Here is a 20,732-nt window from a genome sequence, read left to right as displayed (position 1 = left end):
TCGTGAAACGGAGGGAATCTCTGGCGAAAGGACTTGGGCGCGCATGTCGGAACTGGTGGATTTCGCCGATTACCGTCGTCGCGGAAGCGGCAAGTCCCGGGTTCGGTTCGAGCGTGATGAGTTCCGGCGCCTGATGGAATGCTATTCCCGGCGCGTGATGACGGGGGAGTGGAAGGATTATGCCCTCGATATCTACGGATCGATCGCCGTCTTTTCGATTTTCCGCCACAGCCTGGAAGCCCCCGCCTTCGCGATCGCCAAGCGCCGTAACGGCAAGCAGGATGAGTTCATCCTGCGCAGCGGCCGCCGTACCCTGAAACGTGCCCGTGCCCTCGACGATGTGTTGAGCGTGCTCGACAAGCCCCTGCGCGTGGTCGAGGGGTAGGGGCCGGATCGCTTTCCTAGACCGTCAGATCAGGTCCTAGGCTAGGAATGTTCGCTTCTTGTTCTCTTTTGGCGCCGTCTTGTATGGTGCCGGCATGGGACGGCTTAAACATCGGGCGTTCGAGGCGGAGGAGGCGAAGCGGCGGCGCACGCGGCTTGGCGATCTGACAGCCCATGGCGCCGACATCTTCTGCCGGTGCAATCGCTGTGGCCATAGCGCGGTGCTCGGCCTCGACATGTTGCTGGCCCGATTCGGGCCGCAACAGGATGTGCCGGGGCTGGGCCTCTTCCTGCGGTGCCGGGGATGCGGGTCGAAGGACGTGGCGACGCGGCCCGATTGGCCATGCTTCGATGCGACCGGATATCATCCGACCGCGGATGTCGAGGTGATGGAGTAACCGTCGCGCACCCGATTCGACATGATTCGGCGCGGAATTCCGGGGTTTCCCGCCTTTCCCATCCTGAAATCCCTATGTGCCGGGCCGGAATCCGCGCAAGGCGCGGCCGTGGCCCGGCTTGACCCTATCGGCGGAATCGCGGCTGTAAGCTGGGGAAATCAGGCGATCCGGCGCGACTCCGCAGAAAAGCGCTTGAGACTCGAAAAACCGCCGTATATTGTGTCCACCAGATCAAGCCCTACTAGATGTTGGAGCGCGGGAGGACTCCGCGAACAGGCGATCTGTGCCTGATCGTGGGGGTGCGGGCCGAAAGGCGGCTCGTTGACGGGGCGCTTCGGGATGATCGACCGGCGGGATCCGTCGGGTCCCATGGATATCTGCCTGCGAGGCGCCAAGCCACGCGCCCGGAGGCGTCAATGGACGGCGAGGTGGTCGAACGATGGAATGGACGGACGAACGCGTTGCGACGCTGAAGGGCATGTGGCTGAGCGGTTATACCGCCCGGCAGATCGCGGAACGTCTCGGCGGCGTCACGCGCAACGCGGTGATCGGGAAGGCGCATCGCCTTGGCCTGTCGACCCGGCCGTCGCCGATCCGCCGGCATGAGCCGGTCTCCATGCCGCGCGTGGTGGAGCGAACCTGCCAATGGCCGATCGGCCACCCGGGCAGCCCCGAGTTTCACTTTTGTGGCGAGGAAGCGGTCTCCGGCAAACCCTATTGCGATAAGCACTGCGGCGTCGCCTATCGGCGGAGCAGCCAGGACAGCGGTTCTTGATCGTCATCGCCGTCGGGGGGTGAGGGCCGGTTTTCGGGAAGACCGACGGCGGACCGCGCCGACAATCGGTGATACCCGGCACCGGCCGCCAGAGGGGGACGTCGACCAGAGGGTGGCGTCGAATTGAAGCCGTAGCCGATCGGTGCGCGCCCCGAGATGCGCATCCGAGACGCGCATCCTAGACGCGCAAGGGGGCAGGGTCGCATGAGCGATGATGGCCAGTTTCCGGCTTCCCCGCCGCTGGTCCCCGGCGAGGATGACGAAGCGAAGCGCGCCCGGCGCCATTCCGGGGTGCTGGCGGTTTTCGCCTCTTGCGGGCTGGCGGCGCTCGCCATCGTGGGCATGGTGGTCGGCCAGTCGATCCTGTTGCCCTTCGTGATCGCCGTCTTCATCGTCATCCTTTTGGACAGCATGGCGGCACGCTTCTGCCAGCCCTGGCCGGGTGCCCCGCGCATGCCCTTCTGGGCGGGCATGGGGCTCGCCATCCTGATCGTGGTCGGCGGCGTGGTGCTGCTTGGCGATATCGTGGCGAGCAATATCGCCGATGTGACCGAGCGTGCCCCGAAATATCAGGAGAACGTTCAGGCATTGCTGCAAAAGGCGACCGTCCGGCTCGGCATCGACGCGTTGCCGAGTGTCCGGTCGCTGGCGCAGGAGGTGGATGTCGCGAGCGTTCTGCGCACGGCCGCGTCCCAGATCACGGCGGTGGCCGGCAACATCTTCACGATTCTGTTCTATGTCGTTTTCATCCTGTTGGAACAGGCGACCTTCCGGTCCAAGATCAACGCTCTGTTTCGCGATGGCCATCATGCCGACACGGTACATGATACGGTTCGCCGCATCGCCAGCGACATCCAACGCTATATCGGCCTCAAGACGCTGGTCAGCGCGATCACCGGTCTGGTCAGCTATGCCGTGATGGCGGCCGTCGGGGTTGATTTCGCCGGGTTTTGGGCGGTGTTGATCTTCGTGCTCAACTACATCCCCTATATCGGCTCGCTGGTGGGGGTCGCCTTCCCCTCGGTGCTGGCGTTGATCCAGTTCTCGAACCCGATCTATTTCGTGGTGACGCTCGGCGTTCTGGCGACGGTTCAGGTTACCGTCGGCAATGTGGTGGAGCCGAAGTTGATGGGGCGTTCGCTCAATCTGAGCCCGCTGGTCATTCTGCTGGCGCTCGCGGTCTTCGGCTCGATTTGGGGGATCGTCGGCATGGTGCTCTCCATCCCCTTCGTCGTGATCGCCATGCTGATCTGCGCCCAGTTCCGGCCGACCCGCGCGGTCGCGATCCTGTTATCCGCGGAAGGCAAGATCACTCCATCCGGACGGTAATACCAAATCTTGTTGATCATGCCCCATGGGGACGTCCCTTCCGGGTTCTCGGCTAGGAGCGCGGCTTGGACGATGCCCCGCATCGCCCGCGCGTCTCTTCCTGCCCGCCTCCGTCCGTTCAGGGGAAAGCCGAACGCGATCCTCATGGGGCGTGATCAACAAGATTTGGTATAAGGGCACGTTCCCCTCCGTGAGACGGGGAGGGGATACGTGACCCGCCCCTAAAGCGCGACCGCCGCCCCGTCGCTCCGCGGGTCGTTGGCGCCCTCGATCACGCCGTCGGGGCGGGTCGCAACCGCGCCGGCATGGCCCATGGTACTGGTGAAGGGGGGCATCAGTTCGATATCGTGCCCGGCCGCCTCCAATGCCGCCAGGAGGGCCCCGTCGAAGCGATCCTCCAGCTTCAGCGTCGTCGTCTCCGCCCCCCAGGTGCGGCCCAGGAGCCAACGCGGCGCCGTGATCGCTTCCTGCATCGGCTGACCGAACATCACGTGCCGGGTGAAGATGGCTGCCTGGCTCTGCGGCTGGCCCTCCCCGCCCATATTGCCATAGGCGAGGGTGCGCCCGTCCTTGAGCCGGGCCAGCGCCGGGATCAGCGTATGGAAGGGGCGCTTGCCCGGCTTCAACCGGTTGGCATGGCCTGGGTCGAGGCTGAAGCTCGCCCCCCGGTTTTGTAATGCGATGCCGGTACCGGCCGGCACGGTGCCGGAGCCGAACTCCCAAAACGTGCTCTGGATGAAGCTGACGACCCGTCCCTCGCCATCGGCGGCGCCCATCCAGATCGTGTCGCCGGGCAGGGCGGGCCGGGGCCAGGGCAGGGCCCTGGCCGGATCGATCGCGGCGGCCCGTTCGTCCAGGAAGTCGGGCGCGAGCCAGCCGGCCGCGTCGCGATCCATGTGGAACGGGTCGGTGACATGGGCGTCACGCAGAAGGAAGGCCTGCTTCGTCGCTTCCACGAGACCGTGGATGTGCGCGAAACTCTCCGCCTCCGCGACGTTCAGCCGTTGGAACAGGGCCAGGATCATCAGGGCGGAAACCCCCTGGGTCGGCGGCGGCATGTTATAGGCCGTGCCGACGTCGAGCGCTACGCGGAGCGGCGTTGTCTCGATCGCCTGGAAGCCCTCCAGGTCGGCGCGGCGCAGTGGGCTGCCGGCTGCCTCGGCGCCGCTCGTCAGAAGGGCGCCGAGGTCGCCTTCGTAGAAATCGCGCAGTCCCGCTTTCGCCAAATGCTCCAGGCTGGATGCCAGATAGTGTTGTTGCAGCAGACTCGCTTCCGCCGGAACGCCACCCTCGCGCGTCAAAAATATCTCCGCGAATCCGGGTACATCGCGCAGTTCGTCCAGCTTCTCCCGGGTCAGGTTTTCCTGGCCCGCCGTGACGGGGACGCCGCGAATGGCATGGTCGATCGCCGGAGCCAGCAACTCCGACAGCGGAAGCGCGCGGCCCCAGCCGGCGGCGCGCCGAAGCGCCAGACGCCAACCGTCGACGGTGCCCGGCACGGTCAACGCGGCCAGCGGCCCGCGCGGGGGAATCCTGTCCTCATATCCCTGATCGGCGTAGAAGTCGCGATTGGCCAGCACGGCCGCCGGGCCGGAAGCGTCAATGCCGACGGGGTCCTTGCCGGGTTCCGCGATGATCCAGAATCCATCGCCACCGATCGAGTTCATATGCGGATAGACGACGGCGATCGCCGCGGCGGCCGCCACCATCGCCTCTACCGCGTTGCCGCCCCGGCGCAGGATGTCGGCGCCGGCCTCGGCGGCCATGTGGTGCGGTGCGGTGACAAGGCCGTTCAGACCCCGGCGGGTATGGATCATCGATCATAGACTCCTGCAGGTCCCGGGGCGGAATCGGCCCCGAGGTTGATTCGTGGGCGGACTCATGCACATAACCGCCCCGACGAAAAGCCGGAGGTCGCCGCCCATGCCGACAAAAACCGCTTCCCCCGAAAGGCCCATCTATAAGCGCGTGCTGCTCAAGCTGAGCGGACAGGCGCTGGCCGGCGCCACCCAGAATGCGCTGAACCCGGATGCGATCGGGCATATCGTACGCGAGATCCTGTCGGTTCGCGATCTGGGGATCGAAATCGCGATCGTGGTCGGCGGCGGCAATATCTTCCGGGGGAATGTGTCCAAGGAATGGCATATCGAGCGCGCGGAAGCCGACAACATGGGCATGTTGGCGACCGTCATCAACGGCATCATGCTGCGCGCGGCGCTGACCGGCTCCTCCGATCATGAGGTCCGGGTCATGTCCGCCCTGCATACGCCGGAAGTGGCGGAGCCCTTCATTCGCCTGCGTGCCGACCGGCATCTGACCAAGGGATCGATTGTTGTCCTCACCGCCGGCATCGGCCAGCCCTATCTGACGACGGATTACGCCAGCGTCCAGCGCGCGATCGAATTGCGGTGCGATGCGGTGCTGGCGGCCAAGAACGGCGTCAGCGGCGTCTTCAACGCCGACCCAAAACAGGACCCGGATGCGAAACTCTATCGCTCGATCGGTCTCGGCGACGCGATCCGCCAGCAACTCGCCTTCATGGATCTGCCGGCCCTGGTGATGGCCCGGGACCACAGCAAGCCTATCCATGTCTTCGATTTCGATGCGCCGGGCGTGATGCGTCGCATCTGCCTGGGCGAGGAGGCGGGAACCTACCTCGCCAAGGGCGCGAAGACCAAGATCTACGAGCCGGACGAGGGCTGAGGGAAACCGCCGCCCACGGGTGCCGCCCGCCACCTGCCGCCCATAACCGCTATTCCGCCGTTTGGCCGTCGCCGGTATCGAGGATGGAGGGCGGGCGGGCCACGCCGTCCGGATATTCCGCGCGGCGCAGCATCACGATCGAGATTCGGCGGTTGAGGGCGGATGTCGGCTCCTCGGGAACCAGTAATTCGGTGGCCGCCTTGCCCTGCACGGTCTCGAACTTCTGGGGCGGCAGGCCGGTTTCCCGCAGGATGCGGCGCGCGCTGTTCGCCCGCGCGGCGGAAAGCTGCCAAGCCTCGCGCGGGGCCTCCTCCGCATCGGTATAGCCGGTGATGGAGATGCGATTCGGCAGACGCTCGATATATTGCGAGACGAAACGCAGGGCTTGGCGCGCATTCTCCGTCAATTCCGATGTACCGCGCACGAAACCGGACCGGCGCCGGTTGTCCAGGACCTGAATGCGCAGGCCGTCCTCGGTGATATCGACCTTGATGCTTTCCTTCAGGTCCTGAAGCTCGGGCGGCATCTCGTCGAGCGACTTCTCGATCAGATTCTTGGTCGTGTTGAAGGTCTTCTCCTCCGCCTCGAAATCGACCTCGCCCTCGCTGCCGGTACTGGTCTCGTCATTGGCGCCCTCGCCGGGATCGTTAGCGTTCAACTGTCCGGTGGCGGTTGAATCCTCGGTCAGGATCGACGTTTCCTGGTCCTGCTCCACCGGCCCCGGATTGGTGGCCGATGCGCCCCCGAACAACCCACCCGCGCCCGAACTGCCGGATTGCGTCAGGACGGTCGGGGTGAAGTAATTGGATATGCCGTCGAGTACTTCCTGCTCGGTCGCGTTGAGCAGCCAGAGCAGCAGGAAGAAAGCCATCATCGCGGTGACGAAGTCGGCGTAGGCGACTTTCCAGGCACCGCCATGGTGTCCCTCGATCACCACCTTCTTCTTCTTGACGATGACTTCCTGCTTGGCCGCCATGATCGGTTCCCTCGTCCTCGGACCTTATTCGGGCAGCGGCGGCGGAGCCGCCCCGTCCGGCGCGCGCGCGGGCGCCGATTCCTGGGCGCCGCCGGTTCCGTCGGGCCGGGTGGACCGTGGCCCGCCGGGCTCGGCGTCCGGGGCGGGACCGATGGCGGTGGAGACGGGTTGGCTCTCGCGTACGATCAGGATGCTTATGCGTCGATTGGTGGGATCGTTCGGGTCCTCGCGCAGGATCGGTTCGCTGTCCCCCTTGCCGGCGACGATGGCCACCTGCCGGTCCGCCAACCCCGCATCCACCAGCCACTGCCGCGAGGAGGCGGCGCGGTCGGCGGAAAGCTCCCAGTTCGTATAGTTCGGGTCGCCGCCGGGTGGTGGGGTTGCATCCGTGTGCCCGGTGATGGTGATGTCGTTGGGCAGCGTCGCCACGATACTGCCGATCAGCGCCAGCAACCGAACAGCCCGGCGGGTCAATTGGTCGGTCCCCTCCTCGAACATCGGCTTGTCCTGTTGATCGAGGATCTGGATACGCAGCCCCTCGGCCGTATTCTCCAGCATCAGATTCTGTTGAAGATCCGCCATTTCCGGCGAGTCCAGCACCGATTGCTTGATGCGCGCCATCGCCTCGTCGAGCATCTGCTGTTCCTCGAAGTCGGCGCTCGCCTGGCCGCTGTTGACGTTCTCCTCGTCGATGCTGTCGCGGGTCTCGCCGTCGTTCTCGCCCGCCTCCTCCTCGCCGAAGGATGGAATCGCGACGGAGATCGAGGGGCGCGCGGAATCGGAACGCATCGCGCCCTCGGCCGCCACCTGAAGGCCGGCCATCGCCTGTCCCAGACCCTGGTCGCTCTGCGCCACGCTACTCGGCGCGAAATATTGGGAAATACCGTTCATCTGCTCCTCGGTCGTCGCGTTGAGCAACCAGAGCAGCAGGAAGAAGGCCATCATCGCGGTGACGAAGTCGGCATAGGCGACCTTCCAGGCGCCGCCATGGCCGCCGCCCTCGATCTTGATCTTCTTGACCAGGATCAGCGGCGCCTGTTCTTCCTGTCCGAAAGCGTCCGACATCCTTGTCCCTTAACGTCGTTCCGTCGGCCGCGCCGTCCGCGTTCCCCGCGCCGTGATTCTACCGCATGGCCAGACCGGCGGGGATGCCCTTAGATCGGGGGTAGATTCGAGACCGCGTCCTCGACCTCGGTGAAGGTCGGGCGGTTGTGGTCGGCCAATACCTTGCGCGCGAATTCGACCGAGATCGCGGGAGCATAGCCTTGCATGTGGGCGATCAGGCCTGCCTTCATGCTGTTGAAATAGGTGGCCTCCTCCTCGATCAGGGTCTTCACGTGATTCGCGAAGGGCGCGAAGAAGCCGTAACACAGCAGGATGCCGAGGAAGGTGCCGACCAGCGCGCCGCCAATCAACTTGCCAAGAACCTCCGGCGGTTCGTTGATCGACCCCATGGTCTTGATGACGCCAAGCACGGCCGCGACGATGCCGAGCGCGGGGAAGCTTTCCGCCATGCCGGTCAGCGCATGACTGACCTGATGGTCCTGCATGTGCATCGCTTCCAGATCGGAATCGATCAGCGCTTCGATCTCGTGCGGGTTGTCCGTGCCCATGGTCAGCAGGCGCAGATAGTCGCAGAAGAAATCCAGCGCGTGGTGATCGTGGTGAAAGCGAGGGAATTCCTGGAAAAGCGTGCTGTCATGCGGGTTCTCCACATGTTGCTCGATCGCCAGGGCGCCCTTCTGCTTCATGAGCTTGAAAACCTGATACTGCATGGTCAGCAGTTCCAGATAATCGGATTTCTTGTATTTCGGTCCCTTGAAGATGCCGGCGATGCGCCCGAAACCGCCCTTGACCACGCGCATCGGATTGCCGACGACGAAAGCCGAGATACCGGCACCGAAAATGATCGTCACTTCGAACGGCTGATTCAGCACGGCGAGCTTGCCGCCCATCGCGACATAGGAGCCGAGCACACAGACGATTACACTGATGATACCGATAATGACGAACATGGATTTTTAACTGCTCTCCCCGGGACCTTCGACGGTGCCAGGATATTCTTATCCGTTGCCTTAAGTCCATGCCAATCCGGCTAGGGCCTTTGCCCGCCGGAGGAATGGACGCGAATCGGTGCGTACCAGAGATTGAGCGGCCGGCCACCGGTGCCCTCCGGTATGATCCGACGGTCGGGAGGATAGGCCGGGTCGGTAAATTCATTGCTAACGAGGAGCGCGCCCTCCCGTAACTCCCGCCGGGCCTTGGCCATGAGACGCGGCATGGGGGCCGGGCTCAGGAAGGCGTAGACGAGATCGAACGCGGACAGGTCGACCGACCAGATGGAGCGGCAGGCGACCGTCACCCGCCGATCCCCGGCGAGACGCGCCCGCGTCCAGGCGATCGCGAAGGGAAACGGTGCCGTCTCCACGCCCAGGAAGCGGCTGGCGGGATCGCGGTTGGCCGTGGCCATCGCCAACAGCGGACCGCCCAGCCCGCACCCCAGATCGATCGCCTGGATCGGACGGGCCGCGTCGACCAAGCCGCCGAGCGCCGTCCGGCTCGCCCGGCCCGTTAGATAGAGGGGGACCCGTTCACCCGCGCTGTTGTGGAGGGTAAGCAGCGCGGCGACCGCGAGCAGCGCGTAGCTCCAACCCGGCAGCGCCAGCGTTCGTGCGCCGACGAAGGCCGCCGGTGCCAGCGCCAGTACACCCCACCACCAGCGCGGCAAGCGGAAGAGCGCTCCGAACCCGGCGGCCCCCATGCCCGCGCCCACGATTTTCGACCAGAGCGGGGGATCGATTCCCAACCCCTGCCATAGGGCCTGGATCGCGGCCGCCGTCAGCGCGCCCGACAGCAGGAAGGCAAGCACCGCGCGCGATATCGGCGCGCGCGCGACGCGCACGATCGGGCCGGGTGGGGATGGGGCGCGGACCATGGGTGGAAAATATCCTTCGCTCTCGCCAGTTGGGGTCACATGCGCTAGATAGCCCCTCGAACGGGCCGGGGTAGCGTCAGGGCGTCCGGCACCGTCGGGGTCCGGGAGTATAAACGAGATAGTCTGGAAAGGCCGATATGGCGGAGGGTATGACCGACAGCCTGACCGACGAGGGCATCACCGAGGCGGCATTCAAGGCCGCCTGCGGGCGATATGCCACCGGTGTCGCCGTGGTGACGACGCTTGGCGCCGACGGCCATAAGGAGGGGCTGACGGTCAACAGCTTCACGTCGGTCTCGCTCGACCCGCCGCTCGTGCTCTTCTGTCTCGATCGCAAGGCCGGCAGTTTCCATGGCTTCACCGAAGCCGGCCGCTTCGCCGTCAATGTGTTGGGGGAAGATCAGGCCGAACTCTCCACGCATTTCGCCATGGCGGGGGTGCCGGACAAGTTCGCGGGCGTGCGCCACCGGGTCGATCCGGATGGTCTGCCGCTGTTGGACGATGTTCTGGCACGTATCGTCTGCGAGATCGAGCATCGTTATGACGGCGGCGACCATGTCATCCTGGTCGGTCGGGTCGCGCGCATCGATCTCGGCCGCGCGGATGGGCGGCCGCTCACATATTTCCGCGGGGCCTATGGACGTTTCGCCGACGGCGCATGAATAGCGCGCCCGCGCCCGGCGATGCGACGTATCAGGCCGGATAGGGGGGAACGTTCGACATTACCTCCGTTTCCGGCGGAATGAAGCCGCGCGCGCGGGGGTCGGGGATCGTCTCCGACGTGCGGTCATAGACCTGGAATCCCGCCTTTTGATAACCGGCCAGCGCCTTGGGGTGGTCGTGCGTGCAGGTGTCGAGGGTCAGGCGGCGCGGCGCCGGGTCGCGTTCCCACGCGCAGCGTATGCCCCAGTCGAGCAGATAGGGGCCAAAGCCCCGCCCGATGCACCACGGCATGAGGCCGAAGAAATTGATGTTCGCGACATCGGGGGTTCGGCGGAAGTCGAGTTCGATGAAGCCCGCCGGCGCGCCGCCGAGTTGCAGCAGATAAATCTCCACCGCTTCGTCCTTGATGATGTCGGCCAATTCCTCGTTGCTCATGGCACGGCGCGTCCACCAGAGCCAGGGATCGCCCACCGTATGGTGGATGAAGCGATAGTAATCCACGGGCGGATCGATCAGCCGAATGACGTTGACCGGCTTGTCCGCCATCGGCACGGGGCGCGCCGGACGCCTCGGCGGTTCCAGCATCTCCAGCCATGTGATGGTGACGTCGATCGTCGGAAGCGCGCGCGCCGACGGCTCGTCCTGGACGCTCGGCGGGTCGATCAGCCATTTACTGTAGAGGCGCCGCCGCTCCTCGCGATAGCCGATCGCCTCGTAGAAGCTCTGCACGGCCGTATTCTCCAGCCGGACGATCAATTCGACCTTCGGGCAGCCGAGATCGAGCAGATGCGCCTCGCAGGCCTCCGTCAGGGCGCGGCCGACCCCTTCGCCGCGCCGGGCCGGGTCGGCGGCTAGGTAGTAGAGCCAGCCGCGATGGCCGTCGAAGCCCGTCATGGCGCTGCCGATCACGGCGCCACTTTCCTCGTCCAGCGCGACCAGCAGGGCGGTTCCGGCGGTCGCGCGCGCCAGGTCGATATCCGCTGCCGGGTCGTTCCAGGGGCGCGTCAGCCCGCAGGCGTGCCAAAGGGCGATCACCGGCTCCTTGTCCGCGGGCTCGAAGGGGCGGATACGCATGGACGGACCTTTCGTTCGGAACTGCCGGTCGTTCGAAACTGCCGGAAAGGGGAAGGAAGGCGCGGCGTTAGCCGCCGGGCACGCCTGTTTCGACCGGGGTGTCGTCGCGCGCGCCCCATTCGGACCAACTGCCGTCATAGACGGCCACGTTCGTGTCGCCCAGCAGGAACAGTCCGAATGCCAGCGCGCAGGCGGTAACCCCCGACCCGCAACTGGTCACCACCCGGTCGCGGCCGAGTTCGATGCCCGCCGCCTCGTAGAGGGTCTGGAGTTGCTGGACCGTCTTGACCCGCCCCGTCTCCGGGTCGGTCAATTGGGCGGAGGGCAGGCTGAGCGAGTTCGGGATGTGGCCGGCGCGCAACTCGGCCCGTGGCTCCGGCTCCGTGCCGGCGAAACGCCCGGCCGAGCGTGCGTCGAGGACGGTGAAGGCGGACCCCGGCCCCTCCTTCAGATTGTCCAGCATATCGTCCACCCGGCGGACCAGTTCCGGGCGGAAGTGCACGGAAAGCGCACCCGTCGGAGCGTCCGGCGCCGGGCCGCTTTCGGTCGGATAGCCGCAGGCCTTCCAATGTTTCAGACCGCCGTCCAGTACCGAAACCCGGTCGAAGCCGAACAGCCGGAACATCCACCAAGCCCGCGCGGCGGACAATAGACCGTAGCTGTCATAGCAGACGACGGTACTATCGTCGGTGACGCCGAGGGCCTCGGCCGCGCGGCGGAAGGTTTCCGCGTCCGGGATCATGTGAGGCAGGGGATCGTTCGAATCCTTGATCTCGTCGATGTCGAAGAAACGCGCACCCGGAATCCGCTCCGCCTCGAACTCGCTTCGCGCATCGCGGCCCATCGTCGGCAGATGATAGGTCGCATCGAGAATCACGACCGACGGATCGTCGAGCGCGGATTTAAGCCAATCGGGGGAGACGAGGGGGAATGTCGTCATGGGTCGGTTGCTCTCCCGCAAAACCTTGTTGATACGGTGCAAGTCTAACCCGCCCGCCTTCGGAACGGCCAGCCCCGATGACGCCCTATGGCCCCACTGCGTGCGCGATAGTGGCGATTGCCAAGCTGGGTCGGCGGGCGCACTCTAGCCATCGTCATGAGCCATATACCCCCTTCGGAACGATCCTCTTCGATGACCGGGCCCGCGTCGGAAGCGCGCGGCTCCGGGCGCCTCGCGCTCGGCTTCAGCGCCGTCGGCCATTTCCTCTTCCATTATTTCGCGGCGATGTACTTCACCATCGTTCTGGCGATCGCGAAGGACTGGACGGCGAGCGACTACGAGACGCTGATCGCCCTGTGGACGCCGGCCTCCGCGCTGATCGGCCTGGCGGCGCTGCCGGCCGGCCGCCTCGCGGATATGTGGAGCGCGCCCGGCATGCTGGCCATAATGTTCCTCGGCATGGGGGTCGCGACGGCGGCCGCCGGTTTCGCGCCGGATACGGTGATGCTGGGCGTGATGCTGGCGGCGATCGGGCTGTTCGGCGCGATATATCACCCGGTTGGCATTCCTTGGCTGATCAAGACCTCGGCCGGCGCGACGGGGCAGAAACTGGCCGTGAACGGCATCTTCGGCGGCCTCGGTGCGGCGGCGGCCGGTGCCTTGACGGGCGTGCTGATCGACCTCGTCGGCTGGCGCATGGCCTTCATGGTGCCGGGGACGCTGTGCGTCGTGGTCGGCATCGCGCTTGTCTGGTGCATCATGCGCGGCCGGGTCGTGGACGGCACGGCCGCGGCGGGGGAGGCCGTCGGCGGGCGCGACGGGCGCGGGCGGCTCGCCGCCTTCCTGGCATTGCTGTTTCCGATGTTCGCGATCGGGCTGATCTACAATACCACCCAGACCGCCATGCCGAAGCTGTTCGAGGAGAACATGCTGGGCTGGCTCGGCGGCGATATCTCGCGCATCGGCTTCGCCGTCGGCGCGGTCTATACGGCCGGCGCGCTGATGCAACTCGTCGGCGGGCGGCTCGCCGATCGCTATTCCCTGAAGCTCGTCTACTTCCTCGGCTGGCTGCTTATGGCGCCGCTGTTGCTGGCCATGGCCCTTTTCGGGGAGGGCGCGCTGTTCCTGGCGGCGATCGGACTCGTGGTGGTCAACACCTCCGCCCTTCCGGCGGAGAACATGATGCTCGCCCGCTTCGCCCCGGCGAAGCATCAGGGGCTGGCCTTCGGGATCAAGTTCGTGCTCGCCTTCGGGGCGGGGCCGATCGGTGTGTTGCTGATCAAGTACGGGCGCGAGATGACCGGCGATTTCTCGGCCCTGTTGACCGGCCTCGCGGGATTGGCCGCCGTCGCCGTGCTGGTCGTGCTGCTGTTGCCGCGCGACGCGCGGGCACGCGACGCGGCCGCCGCCGGCGCGCCGGCGGAATAGACGGCGGAATAGACGGCGGAATAGACGAGGGACATGGTGGAGGGCGTCGATCTTTCGTTGATCCTGGGGGCGGCTCTTATCGCGTCGGCGAGCCCGGGCCCCGCGACCCTCGCCCTCGCGGGGACGTCGATGGCCGCTGGACGGGCCGCCGGATTGGCCCTCGCGGCCGGGATCATGACGGGATCGCTGATCTGGTCCTGCGTCGCGGCGCTCGGCTTCGGGGCGGTCATGCTCGCCAATGCCTGGATGTTGGAGATCCTGCGCTATGCCGGGGCGCTCTATCTGTTGTTCCTGGCGGTGAAGTCGGCGCGCGCGGCGCTGGGGGACGGCGCGCTCGCCACCCGCGCGATCCGGGCGCCGTCGCGTCCCGCGCTCTATGGCCGGGGGGTGTTGCTGCACCTCACCAACCCGAAGGCGATCCTTTTCTTCGGGGCGCTCTACGCCGTCGGTGTGCCCGCCGGGGCGTCACCCGCGACCCTCGTGACCGTCATCCTGGCGGTGGGGTTGCAGAGTTGCGTGATCTTCCACGGCTACGCGCTGCTGTTCTCCAGCGCCCGCGTCGCGGGGCTTTATCTGCGCCTGCGCCGGTGGTTCGAGGCGGTATTCGCGCTCGCCTTCGCCGCGGCCGGCCTCAAGATCCTGACGACGCGGCTGCACTAGAGCATGATGATATGGACCCGTCCGAGATCGTTTTCCGGGTTTCCGGCCCACGGCCCCATGGGGAGAGGGCGCGCGCGGCGCTCCTAGCCGGAAAACCGAAAGCGGCGTCTCGGATGGGGCCATATCATATCATCAGGCTCTAACGCGCCTTTGGGTCAATGCGCGCTGAGGTTCGATGCCTCGTAGGCCACGCTTTGCATGTTCCTGGCCATGTCGTTGCAGACCGTGCTCTGCTCCTCGACCGCATGCGTGGTGGAATTGACATAGTCGTGAACCGCATCCATCGCGCGCCGGATATCCGCGAGACTGCTCACGACATTGTCGGAGGCCGACCGCATGCCGCCGACATGCGCCATGATCTTCTCCGTCGCTTCCTTCGCCTGGGAGGCAAGGTTCTTTACCTCCGTCGCGACGACGGTGAAGCCCTTTCCGGCCGCCCCGGCACGTGCTGATTCGATCGTCGCGTTCAGCGCCAGAAGGTTGATCTGATAGGTGATCCTGTCGATCATATCGACCACTGAGGTCATGGCCTCCGCCGCTTCCGCCAAGGTGTGGGCGGACTTATCGGCGTCGACGACCAGCGTGAAGGCCTTGCTGGTGGTTTGCTTGGATTGCGACATGCTCTGCGTGATTTCCAGGACGGACTGGCTCAATTCGTCCGATCCTGCGGCCATGGAATCCAGAAGCTCGGAAATGCGTCGGCGCGCGCGCACCTGATCCGTCACGTCGGTCGCGTATTTCACGACCTTGACGGGGTTTCCGCTCATGTCGCGGATCGGATTGTAGGTCGCGACGATCCAAATGGGGTTTCCGTCCTTGCCGATGCGCTTGAACTCGCCGGAGTGGAATTCGCCGCGCCCCAGGCTCTCCCAGAACGCGCGGTAGTCGGCGGTGCCGGCCTGGGCCGGTTCCATGAATATGCGGTGGTGCTGGCCTTTCACCTCGTCCAGCCGATAGCCCGTGGCGGCGAGGAAATTCTCGTTCGCGTCGATGATCGTGCCGTCCAGTTCGAATTGAATGACGGCTTGGGATTTGCTGATGGCGTCGATCTGGCCGGCGAAATCGGCGTCGCGCCGTTTCCGTTCGGTCACGTCGCTCGCATATTTGACGACCTTGTAGAGGCGGCCGGCCGCATCGAAGATCGGATTATAGGACGCCTGAATCCAGATTTCCCGGCCGCCCTTGCCGACCCGCCGGAATTCCCCCGCGTGATAGTCCCCCCGAGAGAGCGCCGCCCAAAAGGCCTTGTAATCGTTCGATCGGCGGGTCGCCTCGTCGACGAACAGGCTGTGATGCTTGCCGCGAATTTCCCCCAGGTCATAGCCCATCGTCTTGAGGAAATTTTCGTTGGCCGTGATGATCGTGCCGTTCGGCTCGAACTCGATGACGGCCTGACTGCGGGAAATCGCTGCGATCTGGCCGGCGCGGTCGGCCTCGCGGCGTGTCTGCTCGGTGATGTCGGTGGCGAGCTTCATGACCCGAACCGTGTGTCCGTCGGCGTCGAGAACGGGGTTATAGGAAGCCTGGATCCATACCTCCGCGCCGGATTTCGCGAGACGCTTGAAGATGCGTGCCTGCGTTTCGCCGCGCGCCAGCCGGGACCAGAAATCGGCGTAGTCCGCGCTCTCCTGCTCCTCGGGATCGACGAACATGCGATGGTGTCGACCTTGGATTTCCTCCAGACGGTAGCCCATCAGCTCCAGGAAGGACGGGTTGGCATCGAGGATCGTGCCGTCGGGTTCGAATTCGATAATCGCCTGCGATCGTCCAATCGCGGTAAGCCGGGCCTCCAACTCGGCGACATGCTCATCCTGATTGTCACGCTTAGTGCCGCCGAAAAGCCCGTTCATGACCATTCCCCGATTTGTTCGACCGGCCGTCGACGCGTGTTTTTCCCGCACCATACGCGCCTTGATCGCGTCAGAGTGTCATGAACTTACTCAAAAAGGGTTAACGGTCGGACGGAATTGGGCCGAAAGGTCCATCCCATTGATGCCGGTGCATGATCACGGCTTCGGGACATCGGGGGCGGCGAGACGCGTTTCATCCTCCGCCCGCCGATAGAAGCAATTGCGATAGCCGACATGACAGCACCCGCCATCGCCGTTGGCGTGGACCTTCATCAGGATCGTGTCCTGGTCGCAGTCGGTGCGCAGTTCGACCACGCTCTGGGTCTGACCGCTGGTCGCGCCCTTGTGCCAGAGTTCCCCGCGCGAACGGGACCAGTAATGCGCCTCGCCCGTGCGCAGCGTCGCGGCGAGCGCGGCCGCGTTCATATAGGCCAGCATCAACACCTCTCCGCTCTCCGCGTCCTGGGCGATCGCCGGGATCAACCCTTCCGTATCGAACCGTGGCGCGAAACGGTCTCCCGTTTCCAGCGTCGCGCGGTCGAGGGTATCGGGATCGGTGAAGGGGCGGGTCATCGGGTCGGGCCTTTCGAAGAAGCGAAACCTGTCGAAGTCCCGTTTATACGTAGGTGCCGGCGAGGGTGAAAGGCTCGCCCCCCAGACCGTGCTTGAAATGCGCGGCGCCGCCGGCCTCGACCTCGTCCAGCCCGCCGAGGTCGAGGCGCCGAATTCCGTCCCGCTTGAGCATGAGAATGCCGCGCCAGAGCAGCAGGTTATGGGCGTGATGCGCGCGCCCGGCCTCCGATGTCCAGCCGACCTCGTAGGTCGCGCTCGCCCCGTGGCGCAGGAACAGGGTGCCGGCGACCGGCGTGTCCATCCCCTCCGCCCGGGCGATCAGGACGCGCATTTCCTCCAGCGGCACGGCGCGCAGCAGCGCCGGCGCCGGTCCGCCATAACGGCCGCCATGGCGGTGCTCGGCATGGCGGGCGATCAGCCAATCGCGGACCGCGTCGTCGCCTTCCTCGATGGTGAGGGGGGCTTCCTCCGCCCGGCTGAGCTGGTTTCGAAAATTGCCGCGTAGTCCCCGGCGCAGCAACCGCGCGTTGGGCGCGATGTCGAGCCAGGCGGAGCTGTATCCCGTCTTCACATGGATGAAGCCCGCCTCGCGCAGATAGCGATCGGCAAGCGGCCCGTCATCCAATTCCGGCGTCAGCGCAAGGACCCGTCCCCGGCTGGGTCTATACATCCGCCGCAACGCGCGCAGCACGAAGGGGGTGGCGATCGCCGTCGCCGCGCCGCTGATGAAGAGCGGCCCCCGGATCAATTGCGCGAAGGTGAGGGCGCCGAGCCAACGCCGCTCGCTCAACTGCAAGAGGCCGATCGGCCGCCCGTCCGCCAGGATCACGGCCCGGCGGTTCCTGTGCCCGTGGGTGACGGCGGTGGCGGCTCCCCAACTCCAGCTCTGGAAGGCGTTGGCGCGGGGGCAGTGGGCGAGCAGTGCCTGCCAACCCTCTTGACCCATGGCGGTTGGCCGGTCCCAATCGAGGCTGATCTCGGTCATCGGGGGGCGCCGTCCCCGCATGGGCGGCGAGGGGTGCGCGGGCGAAGGGGGTGACTGCCGGCATGGGAGAGAGCAAGCGCCGAGCCGCGGCCGATCCGAGCGACCGGCAAGGGGGCGACCGGCAAGGGGGCGACCGGCAAGAAGGCAACCGGCAGGACGGCAACCGGCAGGACGGCGGACGGGCGCGCGCAAAACGCCGCGCCCCGCGCCTGACCAAGCGCACGATCGCCTGGTTCCTGGGCGGGTGTCTGTTGTTGGATATCCTGCTGTGGGCCGTGTTCCATTTCGGGTTCGCCCGCTGCTACGGCATTCTGTGCCTGATCTAGACGGAGACGATGTCAGATCGCGCGTTTCTTCGCGGTGATCACCCGGCTGTTGATGCCATTCCAGCCAAGCTCGCCCGACAGGCGGGCATATTCGATCTTCGGACAGCGATTCATCACCACGCGCACGCCGGCGGCCTCCGCCCGCGCCGCCGCCTCGTGATTGACGACGCCGAGCTGCATCCAGATCACCTTCGGCCGCGGATCGAGGGCGAGCGCCTGATCCACGATCCCGCCGGCGGCCTCGGAATTGCGGAAGATATCGACCATGTCCACCGGATCTTCCAGGCCGGCGAGGTCGCCGACGACCGTCTCCCCCAGAAGGGTTTCCCCGGCGGCCCTCGGATTGACCGGGATCACGCGATAGCCCTTCTGCTGCAGATATTTCATCGCGAAATAGCTGGGCCGGTTCCAATTGGTGCTGGCACCGACCATGGCGATCACCCGCGTATCGCGCAGGATGTCGCGGATATAGGCGTCGGCATAGCGGTCGGCGGCGTGATCGACATCATCGGAGGTAATGGCGGGACCGGAAGCGGAGGCGAGCGTATCGGCCATCCCGGTCATTCCCCCGTCCAGACGGGTTTGCGTTTCTCAAGGAAGGCGCCGATCCCCTCATCCGCGTCGCGATAGCCCATATTCTCCACCATCACGCCGGCGGTGTAGTCATAGGCCTCGGCCAGCGGCATCTCGATCTGACGATAGAAAGCTTCCTTGCCGGTCTTGAGGACCTTGGAGGATTTGTCCGCCACCTTGGCGGCGAGCGTCGCGGTTTCCTCCTCAAGCGCCGCCGCGTCGCCCGGCACCACGCGATTGACGAGGCCGTGAGCCAGCGCCCGGTCGGCGGGAATCATGTCGCCGGTCAAAAGCATCTCCATCGCCTGCTTGCGCGGCACCGCGCGGCTGAGCGCCACCATCGGCGTCGAGCAGAACAGGCCGATATTGACCCCCGGCGTGCCGAACCGCGCATCGGCCGCCGCCACGGCCAAATCGCAACTGGCGACCAACTGGCAACCGGCCGCCGTCGCGATCCCATGCACCTTCGCGATCGTTGGCTGGCGCAGGCCGACGACGGCCTGCATCATGCGCGAGCAGAGATCGAACGTTCGCTCCCGGAAGGTGGTCGAGGGGTCGTCCTTCAATTCCCGCAGGTCGTGGCCGGCGCAGAATCCCTTGCCCGCCCCCTCGATCACCAGAACCTTGATGGCGGGGTCACGGTCGATCGCCTGCAACTCGGCCAGCACGGCCTCCATCAGCGCGACCGAGAGGGCGTTATACGCCTTCGGCCGGTTGAGGGTCAGGCGCGCCACGCCGGCGCCGTCCCGGCGCAGCAGCAGGGGCTCGGCGGTGTCCGGGGGGGTGGAGGTGTCGGCGGTCGCGCTCATGGAGGGGCTTCCTTCGGATTACGGGACTGCCGCTCACTCTAGTGTTCGCTATCTCCCACGTCGAGACGGGGGAGTAAGGAGACACTCACCACGGTCGCGTTCGTGAATGATTTGCACCCATTCCCCGGGGGCGCCAAAATCCGGCCGCCCGCGTCCGGCGCGGCTTTCCCGTATCGGAGGACCCCCAATGCCCGCCAAACTGACCCGTGCCGCCCTGGACCGCATCCTGGCCGAGGAGGCGCCCTTCGCCGACATGCATGGTTTCGTGGTGGAGGAAATCGGGGAAGCGACCGCCCGTTGCCGCTTGCCCTATTCCGATGTCTCCATCCGGCCCGGCGGGACGATCAGCGGGCCGGCGATGTTCGCGCTCGCCGATTTCACGCTGTGGATCGCGGTGATGGCACGGATCGGGCCCGTCCCGCTGGCGGTCACGACCGACATGACGATCCATTTCCTGACCAAGCCGGGGAAGGGGGACGACCTGATCGGCCAGGCGCGCCTGCTGAAGAACGGACGGCGGCTATGTGTCGGGGAAGTCACGATTTTCGGGGCCTCCGATCCCGCCGAAACACCGGTCGCGCATGTCACCGGGACCTATTCCATACCGCCCGATCCGTCCCGGTAAGTCGGAATTTTCTAGCCATATCAAGTGGCTATGGTGTTCTTTCGGCGAGGCGCATTTTTTTGCCGTGTTTCAGAAGGTTATTATCGCGGTAAAATAATACCGCAAACATAAAACATTGAAATTAATAAGAAATTATCGAATTTCGGTCGAAGAAATGAATTGACCGGCTGCGCGCCCGTCCGTATAACCCGCCCCGGTCGGACGGCATGGCCCTTGGCGTGCCGTCCTTTGCAGTCAAACAATGGGACACGGGAACGGGCGATGAAGACCTATTCCATGAAGGCGTCCGAGGTCGATAAGAAATGGTACCTCGTCGACGCCGAAGATCTGGTGCTCGGCCGCATGGCCGCCGAGATCGCCAAGATCCTGCGCGGCAAGCACAAGGCCGGCTTCACCCCGCATATCGATTGCGGCGACAATGTCGTCGTGGTCAATGCGGAGAAGGTGCGCCTGACGGGCCGTAAGCGCACGGACAAGACCTACTACTGGCACACCGGTTATCCGGGCGGCATCAAGAGCCGCACCGCCGAGCAAGTCCTCGACGGCCAGTTCCCGGAGCGGGTGATCGAGAAGGCGGTGGAACGGATGATTTCCCGCGGGCCGCTCGGGCGCCAGCAGATGAAGAACCTGCGGATCTACGCCGGCGCGGAGCATCCGCATGAAGCGCAGCAGCCCGAAAAGCTCGACATCGGCGCGCGCAACGCCAAGAACAAGCGGAGCTTCTGA

Annotated in this window: 23 protein-coding genes; 11 read left to right on the top strand and 12 right to left on the bottom strand. The window is 65.5% G+C overall.

The window, feature by feature from the left end:
• Positions 1 to 43 precede the first annotated feature (43 nt).
• From KAJ83_RS07290 to KAJ83_RS07275, 4 genes are all read left to right on the top strand, one after another.
• On the top strand, positions 44 to 385 hold the full coding sequence (locus KAJ83_RS07290; protein ID WP_210681398.1) for a DUF2794 domain-containing protein: 342 nt from the start codon (positions 44 to 46) through the stop codon (positions 383 to 385).
• A 94-nt stretch (positions 386 to 479) separates the two neighbouring features.
• Entirely contained in the window at positions 480 to 782 is a 303-nt protein-coding gene (locus tag KAJ83_RS07285; RefSeq protein ID WP_210681397.1) for a hypothetical protein, read from the top strand.
• A 439-nt stretch (positions 783 to 1,221) separates the two neighbouring features.
• On the top strand, positions 1,222 to 1,557 hold the full coding sequence (locus KAJ83_RS07280) for a GcrA family cell cycle regulator (RefSeq protein ID WP_210681396.1): 336 nt from the start codon (positions 1,222 to 1,224) through the stop codon (positions 1,555 to 1,557).
• A gap of 204 nt (positions 1,558 to 1,761) precedes the next feature.
• Positions 1,762 to 2,886 carry an AI-2E family transporter gene (locus tag KAJ83_RS07275; RefSeq protein WP_210681395.1) on the top strand — a complete coding sequence of 375 codons (1,125 nt, stop codon included), beginning with the start codon at positions 1,762 to 1,764 and terminating at the stop codon, positions 2,884 to 2,886.
• A gap of 221 nt (positions 2,887 to 3,107) precedes the next feature.
• Here KAJ83_RS07275 and KAJ83_RS07270 read toward each other — a convergent pair whose 3' ends face one another.
• Positions 3,108 to 4,703 (bottom strand): gamma-glutamyltransferase family protein, encoded by a 1,596-nt coding sequence (locus KAJ83_RS07270; RefSeq protein WP_210681394.1) that lies wholly within the window; start codon positions 4,701 to 4,703, stop codon positions 3,108 to 3,110.
• A 106-nt stretch (positions 4,704 to 4,809) separates the two neighbouring features.
• On the opposite strand from KAJ83_RS07270, the gene pyrH reads away from it, so the two are divergent.
• On the top strand, positions 4,810 to 5,589 hold the full coding sequence (gene pyrH / locus KAJ83_RS07265; protein WP_210681393.1) for a UMP kinase: 780 nt from the start codon (positions 4,810 to 4,812) through the stop codon (positions 5,587 to 5,589).
• Positions 5,590 to 5,638: 49 nt separating this feature from the next.
• On the opposite strand, the gene KAJ83_RS07260 is transcribed toward pyrH, so the two are convergent.
• The 4 genes from KAJ83_RS07260 to KAJ83_RS07245 form a co-directional block, all read right to left on the bottom strand.
• Positions 5,639 to 6,565: a flagellar motor protein MotB gene (locus KAJ83_RS07260; protein WP_210681392.1), complete on the bottom strand. Its 927-nt coding sequence runs from the start codon at positions 6,563 to 6,565 to the stop codon at positions 5,639 to 5,641.
• Positions 6,566 to 6,589: 24 nt separating this feature from the next.
• Entirely contained in the window at positions 6,590 to 7,630 is a 1,041-nt protein-coding gene (locus tag KAJ83_RS07255) for a flagellar motor protein MotB (RefSeq protein ID WP_210681391.1), read from the bottom strand.
• Positions 7,631 to 7,719: 89 nt separating this feature from the next.
• Positions 7,720 to 8,580, bottom strand: coding sequence for a flagellar motor stator protein MotA (gene motA, locus KAJ83_RS07250; RefSeq protein ID WP_210681390.1), 861 nt, complete (start codon positions 8,578 to 8,580; stop codon positions 7,720 to 7,722).
• A gap of 80 nt (positions 8,581 to 8,660) precedes the next feature.
• Entirely contained in the window at positions 8,661 to 9,500 is an 840-nt protein-coding gene (locus KAJ83_RS07245; RefSeq protein WP_210681389.1) for a hypothetical protein, read from the bottom strand.
• Positions 9,501 to 9,637: 137 nt separating this feature from the next.
• On the opposite strand from KAJ83_RS07245, the gene KAJ83_RS07240 reads away from it, so the two are divergent.
• The gene (locus KAJ83_RS07240; protein ID WP_246484306.1) at positions 9,638 to 10,162 is read left to right on the top strand and encodes a flavin reductase family protein; all 525 of its coding nucleotides are present in this window, start codon (positions 9,638 to 9,640) and stop codon (positions 10,160 to 10,162) included.
• Between the two features lie 31 nt (positions 10,163 to 10,193).
• Here the strand turns inward: KAJ83_RS07240 and KAJ83_RS07235 are convergent, their stop codons facing one another.
• Together KAJ83_RS07235 and sseA are read right to left on the bottom strand one after the other, a co-directional pair.
• Positions 10,194 to 11,237 (bottom strand): GNAT family acetyltransferase, encoded by a 1,044-nt coding sequence (locus tag KAJ83_RS07235; RefSeq protein WP_210681388.1) that lies wholly within the window; start codon positions 11,235 to 11,237, stop codon positions 10,194 to 10,196.
• Between the two features lie 67 nt (positions 11,238 to 11,304).
• Complete coding sequence (sseA, locus tag KAJ83_RS07230) at positions 11,305 to 12,177, bottom strand: 3-mercaptopyruvate sulfurtransferase (RefSeq protein WP_210681387.1); 873 nt, start codon at positions 12,175 to 12,177, stop codon at positions 11,305 to 11,307.
• Between the two features lie 192 nt (positions 12,178 to 12,369).
• Here sseA and KAJ83_RS07225 point away from each other — a divergent pair, with 192 nt between their 5' ends.
• Positions 12,370 to 13,605 carry an MFS transporter gene (locus tag KAJ83_RS07225; protein ID WP_210681386.1) on the top strand — a complete coding sequence of 412 codons (1,236 nt, stop codon included), beginning with the start codon at positions 12,370 to 12,372 and terminating at the stop codon, positions 13,603 to 13,605.
• A 33-nt stretch (positions 13,606 to 13,638) separates the two neighbouring features.
• Entirely contained in the window at positions 13,639 to 14,265 is a 627-nt protein-coding gene (locus tag KAJ83_RS07220; protein ID WP_210681385.1) for a LysE family translocator, read from the top strand.
• 155 nt (positions 14,266 to 14,420) lie between these two features.
• On the opposite strand, the gene KAJ83_RS07215 is transcribed toward KAJ83_RS07220, so the two are convergent.
• From KAJ83_RS07215 to KAJ83_RS07205, 3 genes are all read right to left on the bottom strand, one after another.
• On the bottom strand, positions 14,421 to 16,115 hold the full coding sequence (locus KAJ83_RS07215; protein ID WP_210681384.1) for a methyl-accepting chemotaxis protein: 1,695 nt from the start codon (positions 16,113 to 16,115) through the stop codon (positions 14,421 to 14,423).
• Positions 16,116 to 16,271: 156 nt separating this feature from the next.
• The gene (hisI, locus tag KAJ83_RS07210; RefSeq protein WP_210681383.1) at positions 16,272 to 16,688 is read right to left on the bottom strand and encodes a phosphoribosyl-AMP cyclohydrolase; all 417 of its coding nucleotides are present in this window, start codon (positions 16,686 to 16,688) and stop codon (positions 16,272 to 16,274) included.
• Between the two features lie 43 nt (positions 16,689 to 16,731).
• Positions 16,732 to 17,673: a lipid II:glycine glycyltransferase FemX gene (locus tag KAJ83_RS07205; protein ID WP_210681382.1), complete on the bottom strand. Its 942-nt coding sequence runs from the start codon at positions 17,671 to 17,673 to the stop codon at positions 16,732 to 16,734.
• Positions 17,674 to 17,735: 62 nt separating this feature from the next.
• Here KAJ83_RS07205 and KAJ83_RS07200 point away from each other — a divergent pair, with 62 nt between their 5' ends.
• The gene (locus KAJ83_RS07200) at positions 17,736 to 17,999 is read left to right on the top strand and encodes a hypothetical protein (RefSeq protein WP_210681381.1); all 264 of its coding nucleotides are present in this window, start codon (positions 17,736 to 17,738) and stop codon (positions 17,997 to 17,999) included.
• Positions 18,000 to 18,011: 12 nt separating this feature from the next.
• Here KAJ83_RS07200 and KAJ83_RS07195 read toward each other — a convergent pair whose 3' ends face one another.
• Positions 18,012 to 18,554: a CoA-binding protein gene (locus tag KAJ83_RS07195; RefSeq protein WP_210681380.1), complete on the bottom strand. Its 543-nt coding sequence runs from the start codon at positions 18,552 to 18,554 to the stop codon at positions 18,012 to 18,014.
• 5 nt (positions 18,555 to 18,559) lie between these two features.
• A complete protein-coding gene (locus KAJ83_RS07190; RefSeq protein WP_210681379.1) occupies positions 18,560 to 19,381 on the bottom strand; it encodes an enoyl-CoA hydratase in 822 nt (273 codons plus the stop codon).
• Between the two features lie 187 nt (positions 19,382 to 19,568).
• Between KAJ83_RS07190 and KAJ83_RS07185 the strand changes: the two genes are divergently transcribed.
• Positions 19,569 to 20,006 (top strand): PaaI family thioesterase, encoded by a 438-nt coding sequence (locus KAJ83_RS07185; RefSeq protein ID WP_210681378.1) that lies wholly within the window; start codon positions 19,569 to 19,571, stop codon positions 20,004 to 20,006.
• 261 nt (positions 20,007 to 20,267) lie between these two features.
• Complete coding sequence (gene rplM, locus KAJ83_RS07180) at positions 20,268 to 20,732, top strand: 50S ribosomal protein L13 (protein ID WP_210681377.1); 465 nt, start codon at positions 20,268 to 20,270, stop codon at positions 20,730 to 20,732.

The organism is Marivibrio halodurans (assembly GCF_017963645.1).
In the GTDB taxonomy this organism is placed as follows: domain Bacteria; phylum Pseudomonadota; class Alphaproteobacteria; order UBA8366; family Aestuariispiraceae; genus Marivibrio; species Marivibrio halodurans.
The sequence above is the reverse complement of the archived record's forward strand: the minus strand, read 5'-3'. Positions and strand labels throughout refer to the sequence as shown.